The 19,596-nt window shown below is 72.4% G+C and carries 20 protein-coding genes and 1 pseudogene; 12 read left to right on the top strand and 9 right to left on the bottom strand.

Annotated features, from left to right (window positions below):
* The first annotated feature begins 10 nt into the window (after positions 1 to 10).
* The 3 genes from clpS (at position 11) to M1L56_RS09280 (ending at position 2,006) form a co-directional block, all read left to right on the top strand.
* Positions 11 to 307 (top strand): ATP-dependent Clp protease adapter ClpS, encoded by a 297-nt coding sequence (gene clpS, locus M1L56_RS09270; protein ID WP_248599000.1) that lies wholly within the window; start codon positions 11 to 13, stop codon positions 305 to 307.
* Positions 304 to 801, top strand: coding sequence for a DUF2017 family protein (locus M1L56_RS09275; RefSeq protein WP_248599001.1), 498 nt, complete (start codon positions 304 to 306; stop codon positions 799 to 801). Before clpS ends, M1L56_RS09275 begins: the two co-directional genes overlap by 4 nt.
* Positions 802 to 875: 74 nt before the next feature.
* A complete protein-coding gene (locus tag M1L56_RS09280; RefSeq protein WP_248599002.1) occupies positions 876 to 2,006 on the top strand; it encodes a DUF998 domain-containing protein in 1,131 nt (376 codons plus the stop codon).
* A gap of 60 nt (positions 2,007 to 2,066) precedes the next feature.
* On the opposite strand, the gene M1L56_RS09285 is transcribed toward M1L56_RS09280, so the two are convergent.
* Positions 2,067 to 2,462: an SHOCT domain-containing protein gene (locus M1L56_RS09285; protein ID WP_248599003.1), complete on the bottom strand. Its 396-nt coding sequence runs from the start codon at positions 2,460 to 2,462 to the stop codon at positions 2,067 to 2,069.
* A gap of 176 nt (positions 2,463 to 2,638) precedes the next feature.
* On the opposite strand from M1L56_RS09285, the pseudogene M1L56_RS15930 reads away from it, so the two are divergent.
* The 5 genes and pseudogenes from M1L56_RS15930 to M1L56_RS09305 all read left to right on the top strand — a co-directional run.
* Positions 2,639 to 3,049, top strand: a pseudogene (locus M1L56_RS15930) (AI-2E family transporter); the annotation flags it as partial.
* A 139-nt stretch (positions 3,050 to 3,188) separates the two neighbouring features.
* The gene (locus tag M1L56_RS09290; RefSeq protein WP_308198842.1) at positions 3,189 to 3,626 is read left to right on the top strand and encodes an AI-2E family transporter; all 438 of its coding nucleotides are present in this window, start codon (positions 3,189 to 3,191) and stop codon (positions 3,624 to 3,626) included.
* 84 nt (positions 3,627 to 3,710) lie between these two features.
* Complete coding sequence (locus M1L56_RS09295; RefSeq protein WP_248599004.1) at positions 3,711 to 4,859, top strand: type III polyketide synthase; 1,149 nt, start codon at positions 3,711 to 3,713, stop codon at positions 4,857 to 4,859.
* Positions 4,860 to 4,862: 3 nt separating this feature from the next.
* Positions 4,863 to 5,624 (top strand): methyltransferase domain-containing protein, encoded by a 762-nt coding sequence (locus tag M1L56_RS09300; RefSeq protein WP_248599005.1) that lies wholly within the window; start codon positions 4,863 to 4,865, stop codon positions 5,622 to 5,624.
* Positions 5,617 to 6,789 (top strand): NAD(P)/FAD-dependent oxidoreductase, encoded by a 1,173-nt coding sequence (locus tag M1L56_RS09305; protein WP_248599006.1) that lies wholly within the window; start codon positions 5,617 to 5,619, stop codon positions 6,787 to 6,789. The genes M1L56_RS09300 and M1L56_RS09305 overlap by 8 nt, the downstream gene beginning before the upstream one ends.
* A gap of 87 nt (positions 6,790 to 6,876) precedes the next feature.
* Here the strand turns inward: M1L56_RS09305 and M1L56_RS09310 are convergent, their stop codons facing one another.
* Complete coding sequence (locus tag M1L56_RS09310) at positions 6,877 to 7,329, bottom strand: nitroreductase family deazaflavin-dependent oxidoreductase (RefSeq protein WP_248599007.1); 453 nt, start codon at positions 7,327 to 7,329, stop codon at positions 6,877 to 6,879.
* Positions 7,330 to 7,489: 160 nt separating this feature from the next.
* Between M1L56_RS09310 and M1L56_RS09315 the strand changes: the two genes are divergently transcribed.
* Both M1L56_RS09315 and M1L56_RS09320 read left to right on the top strand, forming a co-directional pair.
* Positions 7,490 to 7,825: a hypothetical protein gene (locus M1L56_RS09315; RefSeq protein WP_248599008.1), complete on the top strand. Its 336-nt coding sequence runs from the start codon at positions 7,490 to 7,492 to the stop codon at positions 7,823 to 7,825.
* Between the two features lie 224 nt (positions 7,826 to 8,049).
* A complete protein-coding gene (locus M1L56_RS09320; protein ID WP_248599138.1) occupies positions 8,050 to 10,260 on the top strand; it encodes an ATP-dependent Clp protease ATP-binding subunit in 2,211 nt (736 codons plus the stop codon).
* Between the two features lie 18 nt (positions 10,261 to 10,278).
* Here the strand turns inward: M1L56_RS09320 and M1L56_RS09325 are convergent, their stop codons facing one another.
* Positions 10,279 to 10,635, bottom strand: a complete 357-nt coding sequence (locus tag M1L56_RS09325) for an alkaline shock response membrane anchor protein AmaP (protein WP_248599009.1) — start codon at positions 10,633 to 10,635, stop codon at positions 10,279 to 10,281.
* Positions 10,636 to 10,705: 70 nt separating this feature from the next.
* On the opposite strand from M1L56_RS09325, the gene M1L56_RS09330 reads away from it, so the two are divergent.
* Positions 10,706 to 11,755 carry a zinc-dependent alcohol dehydrogenase family protein gene (locus M1L56_RS09330; RefSeq protein ID WP_248599010.1) on the top strand — a complete coding sequence of 350 codons (1,050 nt, stop codon included), beginning with the start codon at positions 10,706 to 10,708 and terminating at the stop codon, positions 11,753 to 11,755.
* 96 nt (positions 11,756 to 11,851) lie between these two features.
* Here M1L56_RS09330 and M1L56_RS09335 read toward each other — a convergent pair whose 3' ends face one another.
* From M1L56_RS09335 to M1L56_RS09360, 6 genes are all read right to left on the bottom strand, one after another.
* Positions 11,852 to 12,442, bottom strand: coding sequence for a nitroreductase family protein (locus M1L56_RS09335; protein ID WP_248599011.1), 591 nt, complete (start codon positions 12,440 to 12,442; stop codon positions 11,852 to 11,854).
* 96 nt (positions 12,443 to 12,538) lie between these two features.
* On the bottom strand, positions 12,539 to 13,624 hold the full coding sequence (locus M1L56_RS09340) for a low specificity L-threonine aldolase (protein ID WP_248599012.1): 1,086 nt from the start codon (positions 13,622 to 13,624) through the stop codon (positions 12,539 to 12,541).
* Between the two features lie 254 nt (positions 13,625 to 13,878).
* The gene (locus M1L56_RS09345; protein ID WP_067949480.1) at positions 13,879 to 14,991 is read right to left on the bottom strand and encodes an ABC transporter permease; all 1,113 of its coding nucleotides are present in this window, start codon (positions 14,989 to 14,991) and stop codon (positions 13,879 to 13,881) included.
* Positions 14,988 to 15,872 carry an ABC transporter ATP-binding protein gene (locus M1L56_RS09350; RefSeq protein WP_067949478.1) on the bottom strand — a complete coding sequence of 295 codons (885 nt, stop codon included), beginning with the start codon at positions 15,870 to 15,872 and terminating at the stop codon, positions 14,988 to 14,990. Before M1L56_RS09350 ends, M1L56_RS09345 begins: the two co-directional genes overlap by 4 nt.
* A gap of 108 nt (positions 15,873 to 15,980) precedes the next feature.
* The gene (locus M1L56_RS09355) at positions 15,981 to 16,745 is read right to left on the bottom strand and encodes a response regulator transcription factor (protein WP_248599013.1); all 765 of its coding nucleotides are present in this window, start codon (positions 16,743 to 16,745) and stop codon (positions 15,981 to 15,983) included.
* On the bottom strand, positions 16,742 to 18,052 hold the full coding sequence (locus M1L56_RS09360; protein WP_248599014.1) for a sensor histidine kinase: 1,311 nt from the start codon (positions 18,050 to 18,052) through the stop codon (positions 16,742 to 16,744). Before M1L56_RS09360 ends, M1L56_RS09355 begins: the two co-directional genes overlap by 4 nt.
* A 162-nt stretch (positions 18,053 to 18,214) precedes the next feature.
* Here M1L56_RS09360 and M1L56_RS09365 point away from each other — a divergent pair, with 162 nt between their 5' ends.
* Positions 18,215 to 19,567 (top strand): MFS transporter, encoded by a 1,353-nt coding sequence (locus M1L56_RS09365; RefSeq protein WP_248599139.1) that lies wholly within the window; start codon positions 18,215 to 18,217, stop codon positions 19,565 to 19,567.
* Positions 19,568 to 19,596: the final 29 nt, after the last annotated feature.

Here is a 19,596-nt window from a genome sequence, read left to right on the forward strand (position 1 = left end):
GTCTGGAAGGGTGTCGTCCACGATCGAGCAGCTCGACGCCGACCTCGTCACCGATGAGGTCGTGCGGCCCGACGTGCCGTGGCAGACCATCGTGTGGGACGACCCGGTCAACCTCATGACCTACGTCACGTACGTGTTCCGCAGCTACTTCGGCTACCCGCGCGAGGAGGCCGAGCGGCTCATGCTGCAGGTGCACCACGAGGGCAGGGCGGTCGTCTCCACGGGCAACCGCGAGGCGATGGAACGCCACGTGCACGCCATGCACGGCTACGGACTCCAGGCGACGGTGTCGAGGGCCGAACCGTGATCGTGGCCGGCCGCGAGGGCGGCGCCGATGGCGTCCGCATCGTCCTCGAGACCGAGGAGGCGATGCTCCTGTCCGAGCTCGCCGACCAGGTCGACTCCGTGCTGCTCCTCGGCGGCGACGACGACCCGGCGCTCGACCGACTGTTCCCCTCGGCGTACCGCGACGACGAGGCCGCCGCGCGCGACTTCGAGCGCTATACGCGCGACAGCCTCGTCGACGGCAAGCGCCAGGCGGCGCAGGCGGTGCGGGATGCCACGGCCGTGCGCCGTGGGGAGGGCGTCGTCGAGATCGAACTCGACCAGGCGCAGGCGTGGGGCTGGCTGACGTTCCTCACCGACCTGCGGCTGATCCTCGCCGAGCGGGTCGGAGCGACCGACCCCGAGGAGGCCGAGCCCGCCGACGAGGAGCGCGACGACTACCTGCGCGCCGCGTACGAGTGGGCCGGCGTGGTGCAGGGATCGATGCTCGAAGTGCTCGACCCCATCGGCCGGTAACTGGCAGGCTGGTTCCGCGAGCCGCGGGCACGCGCCGGGGGACGGCGGGCCGCGGCCGCTGAGCGGAGGCGAGCATGTCCCAGCCGGCGTCCATCATCGGCATCCTGCGCGAGCCGACCCGCACGACCGAGTCGATCGAGTCGTCGGCGCTGATCGTCGGCGCGGCGGTGTTCGTCGTCGCCGCGCCGCTCGGGCTGCTGCTGTTCTGGGGCGACTCGCTGCCGATCGCGGGTCGGGGCTCGCTCGGCATGGCGGTCGCGCTGGGCGCGGCGGTCGCCGCGGCCCTCGCCTTCGTCGCGGGGCGGCTCGTGCTGCGACGGCGGTTCGGCGCGGCATCCGCCGTCGATGCCGACACCGGCGGCACCAGGGCCCCGGCCGGCTCGCCCGGCGCACCCGACCACCCCGGGCCGCGACTGCACTGGTTCGACGTGGCAGCCCTCTCGCTCGCCCACGCGGTGATCGCGCTGCTGGGGTGGACGGGCCTCGCCGACGTGCTCGAGCAGAGCTTCCGCGGCGCCGTGGTGTTCACGATCCCGGGTGCCCTGCTGTTCGGCGTCGCGCTCGCCGTGACCGCCTACGTGTGCTTCCTGTCGTCGGTGCGGATGACGCCCATGCTGCTGTCGATCGTGCTCGCGGTGTTCCTCGTCGTCGGCGTCATCACCGCCATGCTGAGCGCGAGCGACCCGCTGTGGTGGCAGGAGAACCTCAGCGCGCTCGGCATGACCGACGACCTGTCGGCGTTCGCCTTCAACCTCACGCTCATCATCGCCGGGGCGATCGTGACGATCGTCGCGCGCTACGCCACCGCCGGGCTGCCCGCGGGCACCGACCGGGAGCGCCGCGGGCGCGACGTGGTGCGCTGGGGGCTCGTGCTCATCGGCATCCTGCTGGCGCTCGTGGGCGTGTTCCCCGTCGACCGCTTCTTCCTCATCCACAACACCGTCGCGACCGGCATGGCCGTGGTCTACGCGGTGATGGTCATCGGCCTGCCGCGGTTCCTGCCGTCGATGCCGCGCGTCTTCGTCGTGCTCGGCTGGGTCTACGTCGCCGTGATCGTGCTGCTCGGCATCTTCTTCGCGATCGGCTACTACAACCTGACCGCGGTCGAGCTGGTCGCGGGCGTGCTCATCTTCAGCTGGATCATCCTGTTCCTCCGCAACACCGGCCCGGCCGGTCCGCGCCGGGTGGTCGCGGTCACCGCCTGACGCACGCACACGCAACGCGGCCGGGTGCTTCCGCACCCGGCCGCGCCGTTCGGGTCCCGGTCAGGAGTGGGCGAGGGCCTTCGCCTTGAGCGACTCGAACTCCTCGGGCGTGATCGTGCCGGCGTCGAGGAGGGCCTTGGCCTTGGCGATCTCGTCGGCCGGGCTGTGGGCCCCGGCCGTCTGCCGGATGTACTGGTCGGTGGCGGCCTGCACCTCCGAGGCCTGCTTGGCCGAGCGGCGGGCCATGCCGTCGCCACGGGCGATGAGGTAGGCGAGCGCGGTCAGGAACGGCATGAAGACGAGGAAGATGATCCAGATCGCCTTCACCCATCCGTTCAGTTCGTGGTCGCGGAAGAGGTCGCCGATGATCGCGAAGAGCGCGAACAGGTAGGCGATGAATGCGAAGCTCCAGAAGAAGATCCACACGAAGTTCCAGAAGTTGCTCCAGAAGTCCACGGGGTGCGCCTTTCTCTCGGTCAGGAGGGACTGAAGACCTGCTCCCTCGAGCGTCACACTACTCAGCAGCCCACGACGCTCCGGGACTTTCGGCACGCGGGTCTCCGGCCCCCCTCTAGGGTGGTTTCGTGGACGCCAGGGGCGCTCCGGCGCAGCCGTCACCGAGCACGCGCAGCATGCTCACGCTGATCGCGGTCGTGGCGGTGCTCGCCGCGCTGTGGTTCGCGCGCGAGATCGTGGCGCCCCTCGCGCTCGCCGCCGTGCTGGTGATCATCGTCCACCCCATCCGCCATCCGCTCGAGCGCCGGGGCTGGCCGCACTGGCTCGCGACCACTGCGGTGGTCGGGGTCGCGTACCTGATCCTGGCCGCCCTCGCGGCCCTCCTGGTGTTCGCCGGCTTCGAATTCGGCGTGCTCGTGACCGACGTGCTCGACGAGTTGGAGGCCGCCGCGGCATCCTTCGCCGGATGGCTCTCGGCGATCGGCCTGAGCGGGCAGGTGACGGATGCCGCGGCATCCGCCCTCGACCCGTCGGCGCTGCTCGACCTCGCGTCGCGCGTCAGCGCCTGGCTGGTCGGCTTCGCCACCGCGGCCTTCTTCGTGCTCGCCTACGTCATCTTCATGGCGGCCGACGCCGCTCGCTACACGCGGGCCGACCTACGTCGTCAACGCGAGCTTCGGCGCGATCGTCGCGATCATCGACGGGCTCGCGCTGTGGGCCCTCGGGGTGCCCGCGCCGGTCGTCTGGGCGATCCTCGCGTTCGTCACCAACTTCATCCCGAACATCGGGTTCGTGCTCGGACTGGTGCCGCCGGCCGTCCTCGCGTTCGTCGTCGGCGGGCTGCCGCTCCTGCTCGCCGTGATCGCGATCTACTCGGTCGTGAACGTGGTGCTGCAGGTGCTCGTGCAGCCGAAGTTCGTGAGCGACACGGTCGACCTGTCGCTCACGCTGAGCTTCTTCTCGGTGGTGTTCTGGACCTTCGTGATCGGTCCGCTGGGCGCCATCCTGTCGATCCCGCTGACGCTGCTGTTCCGCGACGTGCTGCTCGACCGCGACCCGGGTGCCCGCTGGCTGCGGTGGCTCTCGGGCGATGCCCGGGTCCCCGACGACGGCGGTCGGATCGCCGGCGCGCGGTCCCAGCACACTCCCGGCCGCGATCCCTAGACCCGTGCGCGACCCGCTCGTTAGTCTGCAAGCGGGAGAGGGGGCACCCATGCCGCAGCGAGGAACCGACCCGAGGACGACGGCATGAGCCCGGGAGTGACCCTCCGGGGACTCTCGACCGTGGTGCCGCGGACCGAGCTGCCGCAGGCCGCCGTCCGCGACGTCTTCGCCGCCCAGCCCGGGCTCAACCGCCTCGCGCAGCGCATCATCGCGACCTCGTTCGACGTGTCCGGCATCGAGCGCCGCTACACCGTGCTCGACGAGCTCACCTTCGACGACGTCGACGGCGACCCGGTGTTCTTCGACCGCGAGACCGGCGACCTGCTCATGCCGGGGACGAAGGCCCGCAACGACATCTACGCGATCGAGGCGACCAAGCTGTACGTCGAGGCCGCCCGCGACGCGATCGCGGCGACGCCCGGCATCGAGGCATCCGACATCACGCACGTCGTCACCGTCTCGTGCACCGGCTTCTACGCACCGGGACCGGACTACATGCTCGTGCGCGAACTCGGCCTCGGCCCCGCGGTGCAGCGGTACCACCTGGGCTTCATGGGCTGCTACGCGTCGATGCCGGCGCTGCGCACGGCGAAGCAGTACTGCGAGGCCGACCCCGACGCGGTCGTGCTCGTCGTGAGCGTCGAGCTGTGCACGCTGCACCTGCGCTCATCGAACGACCCCGACACCATCGTCGCGTCGTCGCTGTTCGCCGACGGTGCGGGCGCCGGCATCGTCACCGCCCGGCCGCACGAGCCGGGCGAGCGGGGGTTCTCGCTCGACCGCTTCGAGACGCGCATCACGCCCGTGGGCGAGGGCGACATGGCATGGAAGATCGGCGACCACGGCTTCGAGATGGTGCTCTCCAACGCGGTGCCGTCGATCATCGACGACCACATCACCGGCGCGCTCGAGCCGCTGTTCGCCCCCGACGACGACCTGGCCGAGGCGCTGGCGACGGATGCCGCGGGCGAGCACGTCGCCCACTGGGCGATCCACCCGGGCGGGCGCAGCATCCTCGACAAGGTCGAGTCGCGGCTCGGGCTCGCCGAGGAGCAGCTCGTGCCCGCGCGGTCCACCCTGCGCGACTACGGGAACATGTCGAGCGTGACCGTGCTGTTCGTGCTCCGCGACATCCTCGACCGCGCGACGTCGGCCGACGGCGACCGGGTCGCCGCGATGGCGTTCGGGCCGGGCCTCACCGTCGAGTCCGCGCTCCTCACCGTGAAGGGCTGACGGATGCCGCGTCCCGCCGCCCGCGAACCGGGGCTGCTGCGCGCCCTCGCGAGCCTGGATCGCCGCGACGAGCACGCCGTCGAACTCATGGACGACCGCGCCGCGGACCCCGAGGCGCTCGACCGCACGTACCGCCGCTTCGGGATCGTGAACCGCATCGTGTCGCGGCCCGCCGCGGTGTACGAGGAGTGGGTGCGCCCGCACCTCTCGCCGACGCGGACCTCGCGGCTGCTCGACGTGGGCGCGGGCGGCGGCGACCTGCCGCTGCAGATCCTGCGGCTCGCCGAACGCGACGGGCTGCGCCTCGAGGTGCTCGCGATCGACCCCGACGAGCGCGCGGTGCGGTACGCGTCGCGCCACGCCGAGCCGCGCCTGCAGGTGCGGACGGCGACGACCGCCGACCTCGTCGCCGAGGGCGAGACCTTCGACGTCGTCTGGTCGAACCACGTGCTGCACCACCTCACGCCCGCCGAGCTCGGCGCGCTGCTGGCCGACACCGAGCGGCTCGTCGCGCGCGGCGGCATCGCGGTGCACGGCGACATCGAGCGGAGCCGGGGCGCGTACCTGGCGTTCTGGGCGGCGACGCTGCCGTTCGCGGCGACGCTCTTCCGCGGGTCGTTCATCCGCGCCGACGGACTCACCTCGGTGCGGCGCAGCTACAGCGCGCCGGAGCTCGCGCGCGCTCTCCCGCGCGGGTGGCGCGTGAAGCGCGGGTTCCCGGCCCGCCTCGAACTGGTCTGGGGCAGCGAGATCGCCGATGACTGACCGCGTCGGGGCCGACCGCTCCGAGACCCGCATCCACGACGTCGCCATCGTCGGCGGCGGCGCCGTGGGGCTGCTGCTCGCGTGCCTCCTCGGCCGGCGCGGGCGCGACGTCGTCGTGCTCGAACGCCGCGCCGACCCGCCCCCGCCCGGCTCGCCCTCGCGCGCGATCGGCGTGCACCCGCCCGGCCTCAAGGTGCTCGACCACGCCGGCATCGGCGATGCCGTGCGGGACCGGGCCGTGGTGATCCGCGAGGGCCGTGTGACGTGCGAGGGACGCACGCTCGGCGCGATGCGGTTCCCCCGCTCGGGGCTCGTGCGGTCGCTCCCGCAGCGCGAGGTCGAGGCCCTGCTCGAGGAACGCCTCGCCGAGCTGCCGAACGTGCGGCTGCGCCGGGGCGTCGAGGTCACGGGGCTCCGCGACCGCGGCACGCACGTGGTCGTCACGGGTGCCGCGGGCGACGACGAGGTCGCGGTGCCGGCGCGCTACGTCGTCGGTGCCGACGGGGTGCGCAGCGGCATCCGCTCGCTCATCGACGCGCGCTGGCGCCCGCGCGGCCGCGGCGCGACCTACGTCATGTGCGACACCCGCGACGACACCGGCGCCCGCGAGACCGCGCTGCTGCACTTCGAGCCGACCGGCGTGGTCGAGTCGTTCCCGATGCCGGGCGGCGTGCGGCGCTACGTCGCGCGCGTGCGGCGCCGGCCGTCGGTGCTCGACGCCGTCGCCGTCGCCGCCATCGTCGAGGCGCGCACCGGGCAGGGGTTCGACACGGATGCCGCCGGCGAGCCGACCGCGTTCGACGCGCGGCAGCACCTCGCCACGCCGATCGCCGCCGGGCGGGTGGCCCTCGTCGGCGACGCCGCCCACGAGGTCAGTCCCATCGGCGGACAGGGCATGAACCTCGGGTGGATCGCCGCGCAGCACCTCGACCACGAGCTCGACGCGGCGCTCGCCGCGGGCGCCCCGCTCGACGCGTTCGCCGGCTACGAGCGCGCGCGACGGGCCGCGGCGACGCGCGCGATGCGGCAGGCCGCCTTCAACATGCACATGGGCGCGCCCGTCACGGGCCTGCGGCTGCGGGTACGGAACGCGTCGGTGCGCCTGCTCGGGCTGCCGCCCGCGCGCTCGGTGCTCGCTCGCGCGTTCACGATGCGCTGGCTCTGAGGCCGCGCCCGCGCCCCTCGCGCCGCGGAACCACCTTCCGGCGCCGGAACCACGCCATTCGCGGGTTCCGGCGCGGGAACCTGGTTCCTACGCGTCGGCCTCCGGATCGAACGGCGTCAGGACGAAGAGCGGGATCTCGCGGTCGGTCTTGGCCTGGTACTTGTCGTAGTCGGGCCACACGTCGGTGGCGCGCTTCCACCAGGTCGCCTTCTCGTCGCCGGTGACCTCGCGCGCGAGGTAGTCGCGCTTCACGGGGCCGTCCTGCAGCTCGACGTGCGGCTGCCGCTTCATGTTGAAGTACCAGGCCGGATGCTCCGGGTCGCCGCCCTGCGAGGCGACCACCGCGTACTCGCCGTCGTGCTTGACGCGCATGAGGGCGGTCTTGCGCAGCTTGCCGCTCTTCGCGCCGACGGTGGTCAGCACGATCACGGGACGCCCGCGCAATTCGGTCCCCTCGCGACCCCCGCTGGCCTCGTAGGTCTCGGCCTGGTCGCGCGCCCACTTCGACGTGCTCGGTGCGTACTCGCCCTGCAGCGGCATCCGTTCCTCCTCGTTCGGTTTCCTGCGTCGTCTGCCCCAACGTGACCCGTGCCGCGCGCATTCCGACCTCTCGCGAAGGGGTGGGCGCGCCCGCGCAACCCCGGTGCGCTGCCCGCCGGTCGCGCCTACGCTGGCCGCACGACCGAGGAGGAGGACGACGATGGACATGCACGGCGAGGGCGAAGACCGAGGGCGAGCGGATGCCGCGGCGATGAGCGCGGGGCAGCAGGCCGCGTTCGGCGACGGCATCTCCGGGGGTGCCGACGGGCGGCGCGTCCCGGGCGAGCACCAGGACGCCGCGCGGGACGACGACGCGCAGTACGACGGGCGCGACGAGGACCACTCGGGCCTCGTCGGCGGCGGCCCGGCCGAGGCGTCGGATGCCGCGGACGACCCGCGTGCGGGCGCCGGCGAGGTCGCGGCCGACCGGGCCCGCGCCGAGGAGGCGAGCGTCACCGAGGAGGAGGCCGGGCTCGCGCCCGGCGAGTCCGACTGAGCCGGGGCGGCACGCCGCGCCGCCGGGCCGCCCGCCCGGCCGTCGCGTCGCATGCAGCGTCGCCGGTCCGCGGCCTCACCCGCCCCGCGTCGAGCGAGTGTCCGATGGATGCCGCTTCCGGGTCCCGCGGGCGACATCCGTTGGACACTCGATGGAATAGCGCTCGCGCCGGGAGAGTTGAGCGTAGTACACTCAACTTTGTCGAAGGGAACTCCGTGGCCAACATGCAGGGCGCGCCGAGCTCGCAGGAGGAGCAGAAGTCGGCGCTCGAACAGTACGGCGTCAACCTCACTGAGATCGCACGCCAGGGCAAGCTCGACCCGGTGATCGGCCGTGACGCCGAGATCCGCCGCGTCAGCCAGGTGCTGACCCGGCGCACCAAGAACAACCCCGTGCTCATCGGCGAGCCCGGCGTCGGCAAGACCGCCGTCGTCGAGGGGCTCGCGCAGCGCATCGTGGCCGGCGACGTCGCCGACTCGCTGAAGGACAAGCAGCTCGTCGCGCTCGACATCTCCGCGCTGGTCGCCGGCGCCATGTACCGCGGCCAGTTCGAGGAGCGCCTCAAAGCCGTGCTGAAGGAGATCAACGAGGCCGAGGGCCGCATCATCACGTTCGTCGACGAGCTGCACCTGCTCATGGGCGCGGGCGGCGGCGAGGGCTCCGTCGCGGCATCCAACATGCTGAAGCCCATGCTCGCCCGCGGCGAGCTGCGGCTCATCGGCGCGACCACGCTCGACGAGTACCGCGAGTACATCGAGAAGGATGCCGCGCTCGAGCGCCGCTTCCAGCAGGTGTTCGTCGGCGAGCCGAGCGTCGAAGACACGGTCGCGATCCTCCGCGGGCTCAAGGGCCGGTACGAGGCCCACCACGGGGTGACGATCACGGATGCCGCGCTCGTGGCCGCGGCATCCATGTCGAACCGCTACATCTCGGCCCGTCAGCTGCCCGACAAGGCCATCGACCTCATCGACGAGGCCATGAGCCGCCTCAAGATGGAGATCGACTCGAGCCCGGTCGAGATCGACCAGCTGAAGCGCCAGGTCGACCGCATGAAGCTCGAGGAGCTGGCCCTCAAGAAGGAGAAGGACGACGCGTCGAAGGAGCGCCTCGCGACCCTGCAGGAGACGCTCGTCGGCCTCGAGCGCGACCTCGCGCAGCTCGAGGAGCGGTGGGCTCGCGAGCGGATGTCGCTGAACCGCGTCGGCGAGCTCAAGAAGGAGCTCGACGAGGCCATCACGCAGCGCGACCGCGCCATGCGCGAGGCCGACTACGCCACCGCGTCACGACTCGAGTACGAGACCATCGCCCGGCTGCAGCGCGACCTCGAGGAGGCCGAGCGCGCCGAGCAGGCACCCGACGAGCCGCGCATGGTGAACGAGCAGGTGACCGAGGAGGACATCGCCGCCGTCATCGCCCAGTGGACCGGCATCCCCGTCGGCCGGCTCATGCAGGGCGAGACCGAGAAGCTGCTGCACCTCGAGCAGGAGCTCGGGCGTCGCGTGATCGGCCAGAAGCGGGCGGTCGGCGCGGTCGCCGACGCGGTGCGCCGCGCGCGTGCCGGCGTCTCCGACCCCGACCGGCCGACCGGCTCGTTCCTGTTCCTCGGCCCGACCGGCGTCGGCAAGACCGAGCTCGCGAAGGCGCTCGCCGAGGTGCTGTTCGACGACGCGCACGCGATGGTGCGCATCGACATGTCGGAGTACGGCGAGAAGCACTCGGTGTCCCGGCTCGTCGGCGCCCCTCCCGGCTACATCGGCTACGAACAGGGCGGCCAACTCACCGAGGCCGTGCGTCGCCGCCCGTACTCGGTGATCCTGCTCGACGAGGTCGAGAAGGCGCACCCCGAGGTGTTCGACGTGCTGCTGCAGGTGCTCGACGACGGGCGCCTCACCGACGGCCAGGGCCGCACGGTCGACTTCCGCAACGTCATCCTCGTCCTCACCTCGAACCTCGGTTCGCAGTTCCTCATCGATCCCACGCTCTCGTGGGAGGAGAAGGAGGCCGCGGTCATGGCGGCGGTGCGCCAGGCGTTCAAGCCCGAGTTCGTGAACCGCCTCGACGACCTGGTCGTGTTCTCGACGCTCACCGAGGAGGAGCTCGGCGAGATCGTGAACCTGCAGATCGATCGCCTCACCGCGCGGCTGCACGAGCGTCGGCTCGAGGTCGGCGTCACGCCCGACGCGCGGACCTGGCTGTCCGAGCGCGGGTACGACCCGCTGTACGGCGCGCGGCCGTTGCGCCGACTCATCCAGACCGAGGTGGCCGACCGGCTCGCCCGTGCCCTGCTGGCCGGCGAGATCCGCGACGGCGACACGGTCGTGGTCGAACTCGACGAGAGCGGCGAGCACCTCACGGTCGCCCGTGCGCCCGAACCGGGCGACGCCCCGCAGGGCGGCGACCACGACGTGATCGACGCCGAGATCGTCGAGGAGTGACCGGGCCCGCGGCCGGCGTCAGGTACGTCGGCCGCGGCGCCGCAGCACCAGCCCGCGCACGATCAGCAGCAGGCCGACGCCGAAGAACGCGGCGGCGCCGATGATGATGGTCGCCTGCAGCACGTAGTCGGCCTGGGCGTCGCCCTCGACTGGGGTGCTCCGCGGCATGAAGGCGTACAGGCCGATGCCGATGAGTCCGATCACGACGAGGATCGCGCCGACGACGAGGTGCACGGGCGTCTTGGTGCGTCCGCCCGGGCGGTACTCGCCGACCCCGGCTCCGGTGTCGCGAACCCCCGGCTCGAGGCCCTCCACGAGGTCGCGGTCGCGGATGTCGTCTCGTCGGTCGTCGTCTCGTCGGGTGTCGTCGGTCATGCGGCGACGCTACGTGCCCCCGGGGCCGGCTTGCAGGGGGTTGACGGATGCCGCGCGTAGGCTCGCACGCATGCTCGCCACCGTCATCCACGCCGCCCGTGACATCCGCGTCGAAGAGGTGCCCGACCCGCAGCTGTCGACCGGCGGCGACGCCGTCGTGCGGGTCGTCGCCTCGTGCGTCTGCGGTTCCGACCTGTGGCCGTACCGGGGCGTGACGCCCACGCGCGAACCGCACCGCATCGGCCACGAGTTCGTCGGCGTCGTCGAGTCGGTGGGCGCCGACGTGCGTCAGGTGCAGCCTGGCGACTTCGTGATCGCGCCGTTCTACGTCTGCGACGGCACGTGCGCGAACTGCCGCAACGGCGTGAGCACCTCGTGCCTGCAGGGCAGCTGGTGGGGCGGCGACGACCGGGTCGGCGGCGTCGCCGACGGCGGCCAGGGCGAGCGCGTGCGCGTGCCGCTCGCCGACGGCACCCTGTTCGTCGTGCCCGGTCCGGTCGCCGACGACGAGGTCCCCGGCCTCCTGACGCTGTCGGATGTCATGGGCACCGGCCACCACGCGGCGGTCTCGGCGGGCGTCGGCCCGGGCGACTCCGTCGCGGTCGTGGGCGACGGCGCGGTCGGCCTGTGCGCGATCATCGCCGCGAAGCGCCTCGGTGCGACGACGATCATCGCGATGTCGCGGCACGCCGACCGGCAGGCCCTGGCCCGGGAGTTCGGTGCCACCCACGTCGTCGAGGAACGCGGCGACGAGGGCGTCGCGGCGGTGCAGGAACTCACGGGCGGCATCGGCGCCGACCGCGTGCTCGAGTGCGTCGGCACGAAGGAGTCGATGGACCAGGCGCTGCGTTCGGCGCGACCCGGCGGGATGGTCGGCTACGTCGGCGTGCCGAACGGCGGCCCCGAGCTGCCGATCCGGCAGATGTTCAACCGCAACGTGGGCGTGAACGGCGGCGTCGCGCCGGTGCGCGGGTACATCGGCGAGCTGCTGCCCGACGTGCGCTCCGGCGCCATCCGCCCCGGACTCGTCTTCGACCTCGAGCTGCCGCTGACGGAGGCCGCTGAGGCCTACGCCGCGATGGACGAGCGCCGGGCCGTCAAGGTGCTGCTGCGGCCGTAGGTCGAGTGCGCGGGTTCGCGTCGAGCGCGTGGTCAAGGACTCGCGCGCTCGTCGTTTTCACGCGCACTTGACGCCGTTGACGCCGCGGGCTGCCGCTCAGGCCGCGGTGATGACCAGCTCGTCGAGCGGCTTGCGGCTGCGCGGGGCGACCTCGCGCTCGCGGAGCGGCTCGGGCAGGCTCGAGGCGTCGCCGACCTTGCCGACCGCGGTGATCGACACGATCTCGAGGCCCTCGCGCAGGTCGAACGCCTCGGCCAGGCGCGCCCCGTCGAACCCGCCCATCTGGTGGGTGTGGAGCCCGTCGTGCTGGGCCTGCACGGTCAGGTGCGCCACGGCCTGTCCGAGGTCGTACTTCGCCCACGGGCGGGGCTTGCCGTCCTCGTCGGTGAGCTCGGCGATGTTGACGATGAGCGCGGCGGCCGAGTCGGCCCAGGCCTGGTTGAAGCCCATGAGCGCGTCGTGGATGAGCGTGAAGCTCTCGCTGCCGCGCCGGGCGACGATGAAGCGCCACGGCTGGAGGTTCATCGCCGACGGCGCCCAGCGTGCGGCCTCGAGGAGGGTGCGCACGTCGGCGTCGGTGAGCTCGGCCGTGGGGTCGTACGCCCGGGGGCTCCAGCGCTCGATGAGCGGGGCGATGAGGGGGGCGTCGGTGTCGGCGTGACGGGGGCCGGTGGCGGTGAGGGTCATGGCGTCGCCTTTCGGATCGTGCGGATTCGGACGGGACGCCATCGGCCTGATCCATGACAACGCATGGACCGCCGGGCTATTCCCGAGCGCCGCCCGTCACGCGCGGGCGAGCTCCTCCCGGATGCCGGCGACGAACGCGTCGATGTCGTCCTCGGTGGTGTCGAACCCGCACATCCAGCGGACCTCGCCACGCGCGGCGTCCCAGTCGTAGAACTTGAAGCCGCGGTCGCGGAGGCGGTCGGCGACGCCGGCGGGCAGCACGGCGAAGACGCCGTTGGACTGGGTCTCCTGCGTGAACGACAGGCCGGGCAGCTCGCCCGCGGCGATGCCGACATCGAGCGCGTCGCGCAGGCGGCGGGCCATCGCGTTCGCGTGGGCCGCGTTTCGCAGGTAGAGGTCGCCGTCGAGCAGCGCGATGAGTTGCGCCGACACGAACCGCATCTTCGACGACAGCTGCATGTTGAGCTTCCGCAGGTACTTCAGGCCCTCGGATGACTCGGGGTTCAGCACCACGATGGCCTCGCCGAGCAGCGCCCCGTTCTTGGTGCCGCCGAAGCTCAGCACGTCGACGCCGGCGTCGCGGGTGAAGTCGCGGAGCGGCACGCCGAGCGAGGCCGCGGCGTTGGAGATGCGCGCACCGTCCATGTGCAGCTTCATGCCGCGCTCGTGGGCGTGGTCGGCGAGGGCCCGGATCTCCTCCACCGAGTAGGCGGTGCCGAGTTCGGTGGTCTGCGTGATCGACACGACGAGCGGCTGGGCGCGGTGCTCGTCGCCCCAGCCCCACGCCTCGCGGTCGACGAGCTCGGGCGTGAGCTTGCCGTCATCCGTCGGCACCGTCAGCAGCTTGATGCCGCCGACCCGCTCGGGAGCGCCGCCCTCGTCGACGTTGATGTGCGCCGTCGATGCGGCGATGACCGCGCCCCAGCGGGGGAGCATCGACTGGAGCGCCGTGACGTTCGCACCCGTGCCGTTGAACACCGGGTAGACCTCGACGGGGTCGCCGAAGTGGCGCGCGACGACCTCGTGCAGGTGCGCCGTGTACTCGTCGTCGCCGTAGGCGACCTGGTGCCCGCCGTTCGCGGCGGCGATCGCGGCGAGGACCTCGGGATGCACGCCGGAGTAGTTGTCGGAGGCGAATCCGCGGAAGGCAGGGTCGTGCAGGGGCTGGAACTCGTGGGTCACCGGATGATTCTCCCAGATGCGACCGGGCCGGTCGCGCGGTGAACGCGCAGCGAACGGATGACGCAACGGGTTGACTCGGGTACCCCCGACAGGGGAACGTGTCACGGTGATCGATCGGACTGTGGTGCCCTACCTCGCAGGTTTCCTCGTATGCGTCGGAAGCGTGCTCGTGCTCGCCGCGTGCACTCAGGGCGGCGGCGATGCGGAGCGGCCGGCGGCCGTCTCGTCGGCCGCCGGCGTCCGCTGACGCCGCGCTACCGCGCGAGCGCCTCGCCGAGCTTGACCCGGCTGCCCATGCGCAGCAGCGAGTTCCGGTAGATCCGCTCGCCCACGAGCACCGCGGCGACCGTGGTCGCCGCGAGGATCCCGAGCGACAGGATCGGCTCCCACCACGCCGCGTCGCCGAGGAAGATCCGGACGGGCATGCCGATCGGCGCGGAGAACGGCACGTAGCTCATGACCGCGAGCACCGCCGGGTCGTCGAAGAAGAACACGACGAGGAAGTACGGGATCATGATGAGCATCGTGACCGGCGTCGTGGTCGACCCGACGTCCTCGACGCGCGAGACCATCGAGGCGGTGCCCGCGAACAGCGCGGCGAGCATCACGAACCCGACGGTGAAGAAGATCGCGAACCAGACGATCGACGGGCCGACGCCGCCGAGCAGCACGCGCTGACCGGTCGCCGCGAGCCCGATGAGCGCGAGTCCGGCGATGGCGACGATCTGCCCGAAGGCCATCACCGAGTTGCCCACGATCTTGCCCGTGAGCAGCGAACGCGCCGTGACCGTGGAGAGCAGGAGCTCGACGACGCGCGTCTGCTTCTCCTCGACCACCGACGACGCGATCGTCGAGCCGAACGTGATGGCCGACATGAAGAAGACGATCCCGAAACCGAACGCGACGAGGTAGGCCAGGCCCGTGTCGACGGGCGCCGGGTCGAGGAGCTCGACGGCGGGCGAGACCGACAGCGCGGAGACGACCTGGCCGGGCGGCTGGTCGAGGCCGATGACGCTCACCCCGACGCCGTCGCCGCCGGCGGGCACGAGCACCGCGTCGACCTCCCCGTCCCGCAGCAGTTCCTCGCCCTCGGCGCGGTCCGTCACGGCGACGGGCTCGAGGCCGTCGACGCCGTCGGCGACGGATGCCGCGGCGCCCACCACGGCGACCGGCGCCGCCTCGTCGTCCGAGGCGAACACGCTCGGCAGGATGACGGACGCGAGGACCGCGAGCATCAGGATGCCGGTCGAGATCAGGAACGCCTTCGAGCGCAGCCGCGACATGATCTCGCGGCCGGCGACGAGCCCGACGATGCGGGTGAAGCGTGGGGTCGTGCGCTCGGGCTCGAGTCGCGCGTCGGTGGTCATCGGACGACCTCCTTGAAGATCTGGGCGAGCGTGGTGTGCTCGCGGGCGAACGCGACGACCTCGCCGCGGGAGAGGGCCTCGGCGAGGACGGCCTGCCGGGCCGCCTCGGTCTCCGCCTCGAAGAGCGCCCATCCGCCGTCGAACCGGGCGACGCGGATGCCGGGCTGCTCGCGCAGCCAGCCGACGTCACCGGCCATGAGCAGCTCCCAGCGCTCGCCGCCGTGCTGCTCGCGGAGCGCGTCGCGCGAGCCGGACGCCCGGACGCGTCCGTCGGCGATGATGACGAGGTCGTCGCACAGCCGCTCGACCACGTCGAGCTGGTGCGACGAGAAGAGCACGGGCGCTCCGGATGCCGCGGCATCCGTCAGCACCGACTGCACCGTCTCGACGGCCATCGGGTCGAGCCCGGAGAACGGCTCGTCGAGCACGAGGACCTCGGGCCGGTGCACGAGGGCCGCGGCGATCTGGGCGCGCTGCTGGTTGCCGAGCGAGAGCGATTCGACGGTGTCGTCGAGGCGGCCCTCGAGGCCGAGGCGCTCGAGGAGGTCGAGTGCGTTGCGGCGGGCGGCCGCGGGGCTCCAGCCGTGGAGCCTCGCGAGGTAGACGATCTGCTCGAGCACGCGCATCTTGGGGTACAGCCCGCGTTCCTCGGGCATGTAGCCGAAGCGGCGCCGGTCGAGTTCGGTGACGGGCGCGCCGTCGAGCACGACCCGACCGGCGTCGGCGGAGAGCACGCCGAGCACGATGCGCATGGTCGTGGTCTTGCCCGCGCCGTTGCCACCGACGAAGCCGGTGAGGCGGCCGGCGCCGACCGTGAACGAGACGTCGTCGAGCGCGAGGCGTTCGCCGTAGCGCTTGGTGAGGTGGCTGAGTTCGAGCATGCGGTCCACGCTACGGAGGAGGCGGGCCCGCGGCATCCGTCTCGGGACGGGTTCCCGGCGGCGGGCGCCGGTCACTCTCCGCCACGCGACGGAGGCGGCCGCGAGGGCTCAGCGGGGCGGGCGCACCACGCCGTGCTCGTAGGCGTAGACGACCGCGTGGACACGGTCGCGCAGGCCCAGCTTCATCAGCACCTTCGACACGTGCGTCTTCACGGTCGCCTCGCCCACCCACATGCGCGCGGCGATCTCGGCATTCGAGAGGCCCTCGGCCAGCAGCCCGAGCACCTCGCGCTCGCGTTCGGTGAGCTCGGCGAGGCCCGGCGCCTCCGGTTCCGGGCGCCGGTCCGGGGCGGTCGCAGCGCCGCCGGGGCCGGGGTCGGGGTCGGGGTCGGGCGAGCGTCGGCTGACGGACGCCGCTTCGATGACCTGCCGCGTGACGTCGGGCGAGAGCAGGGCGTCGCCGCGCGCGAGCACCTGCACCGCCTCGACGAGGTGCTCCGGGCTGGAGTTCTTCAGGAGGAACCCGCTCGCGCCCGCCTCGAGCGCCGCGAACAGGTAGTCCTCGCGGTCGAACGTCGTCAGCATGAGCACCGCCGGGGGCGAAGCGGATGCCGCGTCGAGGATGCGGCGCGTCGCCTCGAGGCCGTCCATGCCGGGCATCTGCACATCCATGCAGACCACGTCGGGCCGGAGGTCGAGGGCGGCCGTCACGGCGCTGCGTCCGTCGGCCGCCTGGCCGACGACGGCGATGCCCGGCTCGGAGTCGAGGATGGTCGTGAAGCCGGCGCGCACGAGCGCCTGGTCGTCGACCACGAGCACGCGGATGTCGGACGCCGCCGCGCTCGCCGCGGCATCCGCTGCGCCGCCGCTCATCGCGACGCCTTCCGGTACGGCACTCGGGCGCGCACGAGGTAGCCGCCCCGAGGCCGCGTGCCGAGTTCGAGCGTGCCGCCCACCGCGGCCACGCGCTCGCGCATGCCCACCTGCCCGACCCCGACGGTGCTCCCGGCGGCGACCCGGTCGCCCACTCCCGTGTCGGTCACCTCGAGTTCGATGGCGTCGTCGAGCCACCGCACCCGGACGTCGGCCCGCGCCGCCGCGCCCGCGTGCTTCCGGACGTTCGTCAGCGCCTCCTGGGCCAGGCGGTAGACGGTGAGGTCGACCATCGGCGTGACGTCGTGCGGATCGCCGACGACGGTGAGTTCGACGGGCAGGCCGGCCGTGCGAGCGTCGTCGACGAGGTGCGGCAGGCGCGCGACGCCGAGGGTGCTGCCCGCCGGGTCCGCCCCCGGGGCGGCGGCGTCGTCGGGTGCGCGCAGCGCGGTCACGGTGCCGTGCAGCTCGTCGACCGCGTCGCGCGCGCTCTGCTCGATCGACGCGAGTGCGGATGCCGCGGCCTCCGGGTCGCGGTCGAGCACGCGCCGCGCCGCGCCGGCCTGCACGCCCATCACCGACACGTGGTGGGCGACGGAGTCGTGGAGTTCGCGGGCGATGCGCATGCGCTCGAGCGCGACCGCCTGCTCGCGGGACCGCTCGCGTTCGGACGAGAGCTCGGACGTGCGTTGCTCGAGCTCGGCGCGGGCACGCGCGGAACGGTAGGCCGCGTCGCCGAAGTACCAGGCGCCGCCGAAGTACAGCAGGTTGGTGAGCACGTTGATGAGCCCGTACGCGACGTACGGGGAGAGCGGCCCGTCGGCCTCGCGGTCGAGGTCGGGCAGGTAGTCCTGCACGGCGGAGAAGTAGATCAGCGTCCACAGCAGCCACCCGAACATGATCACGACGATCACCGCGCGCACGACGAGCGCGCGCACGCGGCTGCGACCCCATGCGCCGACCGTGTAGATCGCGATGAACAGGGCGATGTTGCAGATGAGGACCTCGCCGACCTCGGCGATCGCCCCGGCCATGAACACGGCCGACATGACGACCACGACGACCTCGGGCGCCAGGCGGCGCGCGGCGAGCGGCAGCGTGACGCCGGCCGCCCACAGCGCCGACCATCCCCACTCCGCCGAGTCGCCGTAGCCGGTCGCGCGGTGCAGCGCCACGCTCGCGGCCGCCGCGGCCATGAGCACGACCGCCAGCACGACGTCGCCTCGCACCTGCGTCGACGTCGGTCCGGGCCGCACCCATTCCACGCCGTCGATCACCGGGGGCGTGTGGGTGGAGCGAGGACGCATGCCACCACGCTAGGCGCGGCTCGGCGACGCGTCATCCGTCGTTCGGGGGAGTGGGGCTACCGGATGCCGGTGGTTCGACCTACGCTCCCGACCATGGCCGACGGAACCACGGACCCCGGTCCGGCGCCGTCGTCGACGGGCGTCGAGCCGCCGGCGAACGGCATGCGCCTCTTCCTGCAGGTGCTCGTGAACACGATGATCGCGAACATCACCACGAGCTTCCTGTGGTTCGCGCTGACCTTCTGGGTCTACCTCGAGACCCGCTCGGTGCTCGCGACCGGCATCATCGGCGGGGCGTACATGCTCCTCATCGCCTTCTTCGCCATGCTGTTCGGCACCATCGTCGATCGGCACCGCAAGCTGCAGGTGATGATCTTCTCGAGCATCGTCACGCTCGCCTCGTTCATCGCCGCCGGCCTGCTCTACCTGCTGCAGCCCGAGTCGGCGCTCGTCGACCTCGGCGGCCCGTGGTTCTGGGTGTTCGCGGGCATCATCCTGTTCGGCTCGGTCATCGAGCACATGCGCAACATCGCCCTGTCCACGACCGTGACGCTCCTCGTGCCGGTCGAGCGCCATGCCAACGCCAACGGCATGGTCGGCACCGTGCAGGGCCTCGCCTTCATCGTCACGAGCGTCTTCAGCGGACTCGCGATCGGCCTGCTCGGCATGGGCTGGACCCTGGCGATCGCGATCGGGCTGACGCTCGTGGCGCTCGTCCACCTGCTGTTCCTCCGCATCCCGGAGGAGCGGCCCGAACCCGACGGCGACCACCCGCCGGCGATCGACATCCGTGGGAGCGTCACCGCGATCCGCGGCGTCCCGGGACTGTTCGCGCTCATCCTGTTCGCGACCTTCAACAACCTCATCGGCGGCGTGTACCTCGCGCTCATGGACCCGTACGGCCTCACCCTCTTCGCGGTCGAGGTGTGGGGTGTCGTCCTCGGTGTCGCGTCGACGGGCTTCATCATCGGCGGCGTCGTCATCGCGAAGTTCGGCCTCGGGCGCAATCCGATCCGCACGATGCTGCTCGTCGTGGTCGGCATGGGCGTCCTCGGGGCGGCGTTCACCATCCGCGAGTGGTGGTGGCTCTACGCGGTCGGGATCTTCCTGTACATGGCGCTCGTGCCCGCGGTCGAGGCCGCCGAGCAGACGGTCATCCAGAAGGTCGTGCCGTTCCGCCGGCAGGGGCGCGTGTTCGGCTTCGCCACGGCGGTCGAGTCCGCTGCCGCGCCGATCACCGCGTTCCTCATCGCCCCGATCGCGGAGTTCTGGATCATCCCGTTCATGGAGTCCGAGGCGGGCCGGGAGGCGTGGGGCTGGGCGCTGGGCGAGGGCGACGCCCGCGGCATCGCCCTCGTCTTCCTCTTCGCCGGGCTGGTCATGGTCGTGCTCGCCCTCGCGGCGTTCGCGACGAAGTCGTACCGGCTGCTCTCCGAGCGCTTCACCGGCGCGGCCTCGGTGGCGGCCGAGGAGCCGACCGACGCCGATCGGCTCGCCGCCGACCCGCGCCGCTGAAGATCCGGCCGCGGCCGGCTGGACCCGGC

It is taken from the genome of Agromyces sp. C10 (assembly GCF_023217995.1).
Taxonomy (GTDB): domain Bacteria; phylum Actinomycetota; class Actinomycetes; order Actinomycetales; family Microbacteriaceae; genus Agromyces; species Agromyces indicus.

Coding starts and splice junctions, on each gene's coding strand:
- M1L56_RS09280 (WP_248599002.1), top strand. CDS start 876: ATGTCCCAGCCGGCGTCCATCATCGGCATCCTGCGCGAGCCGACCCGC.
- M1L56_RS09295 (WP_248599004.1), top strand. CDS start 3,711: ATGAGCCCGGGAGTGACCCTCCGGGGACTCTCGACCGTGGTGCCGCGG.
- M1L56_RS09300 (WP_248599005.1), top strand. CDS start 4,863: ATGCCGCGTCCCGCCGCCCGCGAACCGGGGCTGCTGCGCGCCCTCGCG.
- M1L56_RS09305 (WP_248599006.1), top strand. CDS start 5,617: ATGACTGACCGCGTCGGGGCCGACCGCTCCGAGACCCGCATCCACGAC.
- M1L56_RS09310 (WP_248599007.1), bottom strand. CDS start 7,329: ATGCCGCTGCAGGGCGAGTACGCACCGAGCACGTCGAAGTGGGCGCGC.
- M1L56_RS09315 (WP_248599008.1), top strand. CDS start 7,490: ATGGACATGCACGGCGAGGGCGAAGACCGAGGGCGAGCGGATGCCGCG.
- M1L56_RS09320 (WP_248599138.1), top strand. CDS start 8,050: ATGCAGGGCGCGCCGAGCTCGCAGGAGGAGCAGAAGTCGGCGCTCGAA.
- M1L56_RS09325 (WP_248599009.1), bottom strand. CDS start 10,635: ATGACCGACGACACCCGACGAGACGACGACCGACGAGACGACATCCGC.
- M1L56_RS09330 (WP_248599010.1), top strand. CDS start 10,706: ATGCTCGCCACCGTCATCCACGCCGCCCGTGACATCCGCGTCGAAGAG.
- M1L56_RS09335 (WP_248599011.1), bottom strand. CDS start 12,442: ATGACCCTCACCGCCACCGGCCCCCGTCACGCCGACACCGACGCCCCC.
- M1L56_RS09345 (WP_067949480.1), bottom strand. CDS start 14,991: ATGACCACCGACGCGCGACTCGAGCCCGAGCGCACGACCCCACGCTTC.
- M1L56_RS09350 (WP_067949478.1), bottom strand. CDS start 15,872: ATGCTCGAACTCAGCCACCTCACCAAGCGCTACGGCGAACGCCTCGCG.
- M1L56_RS09355 (WP_248599013.1), bottom strand. CDS start 16,745: ATGAGCGGCGGCGCAGCGGATGCCGCGGCGAGCGCGGCGGCGTCCGAC.
- M1L56_RS09360 (WP_248599014.1), bottom strand. CDS start 18,052: ATGCGTCCTCGCTCCACCCACACGCCCCCGGTGATCGACGGCGTGGAA.
- M1L56_RS09365 (WP_248599139.1), top strand. CDS start 18,215: ATGCGCCTCTTCCTGCAGGTGCTCGTGAACACGATGATCGCGAACATC.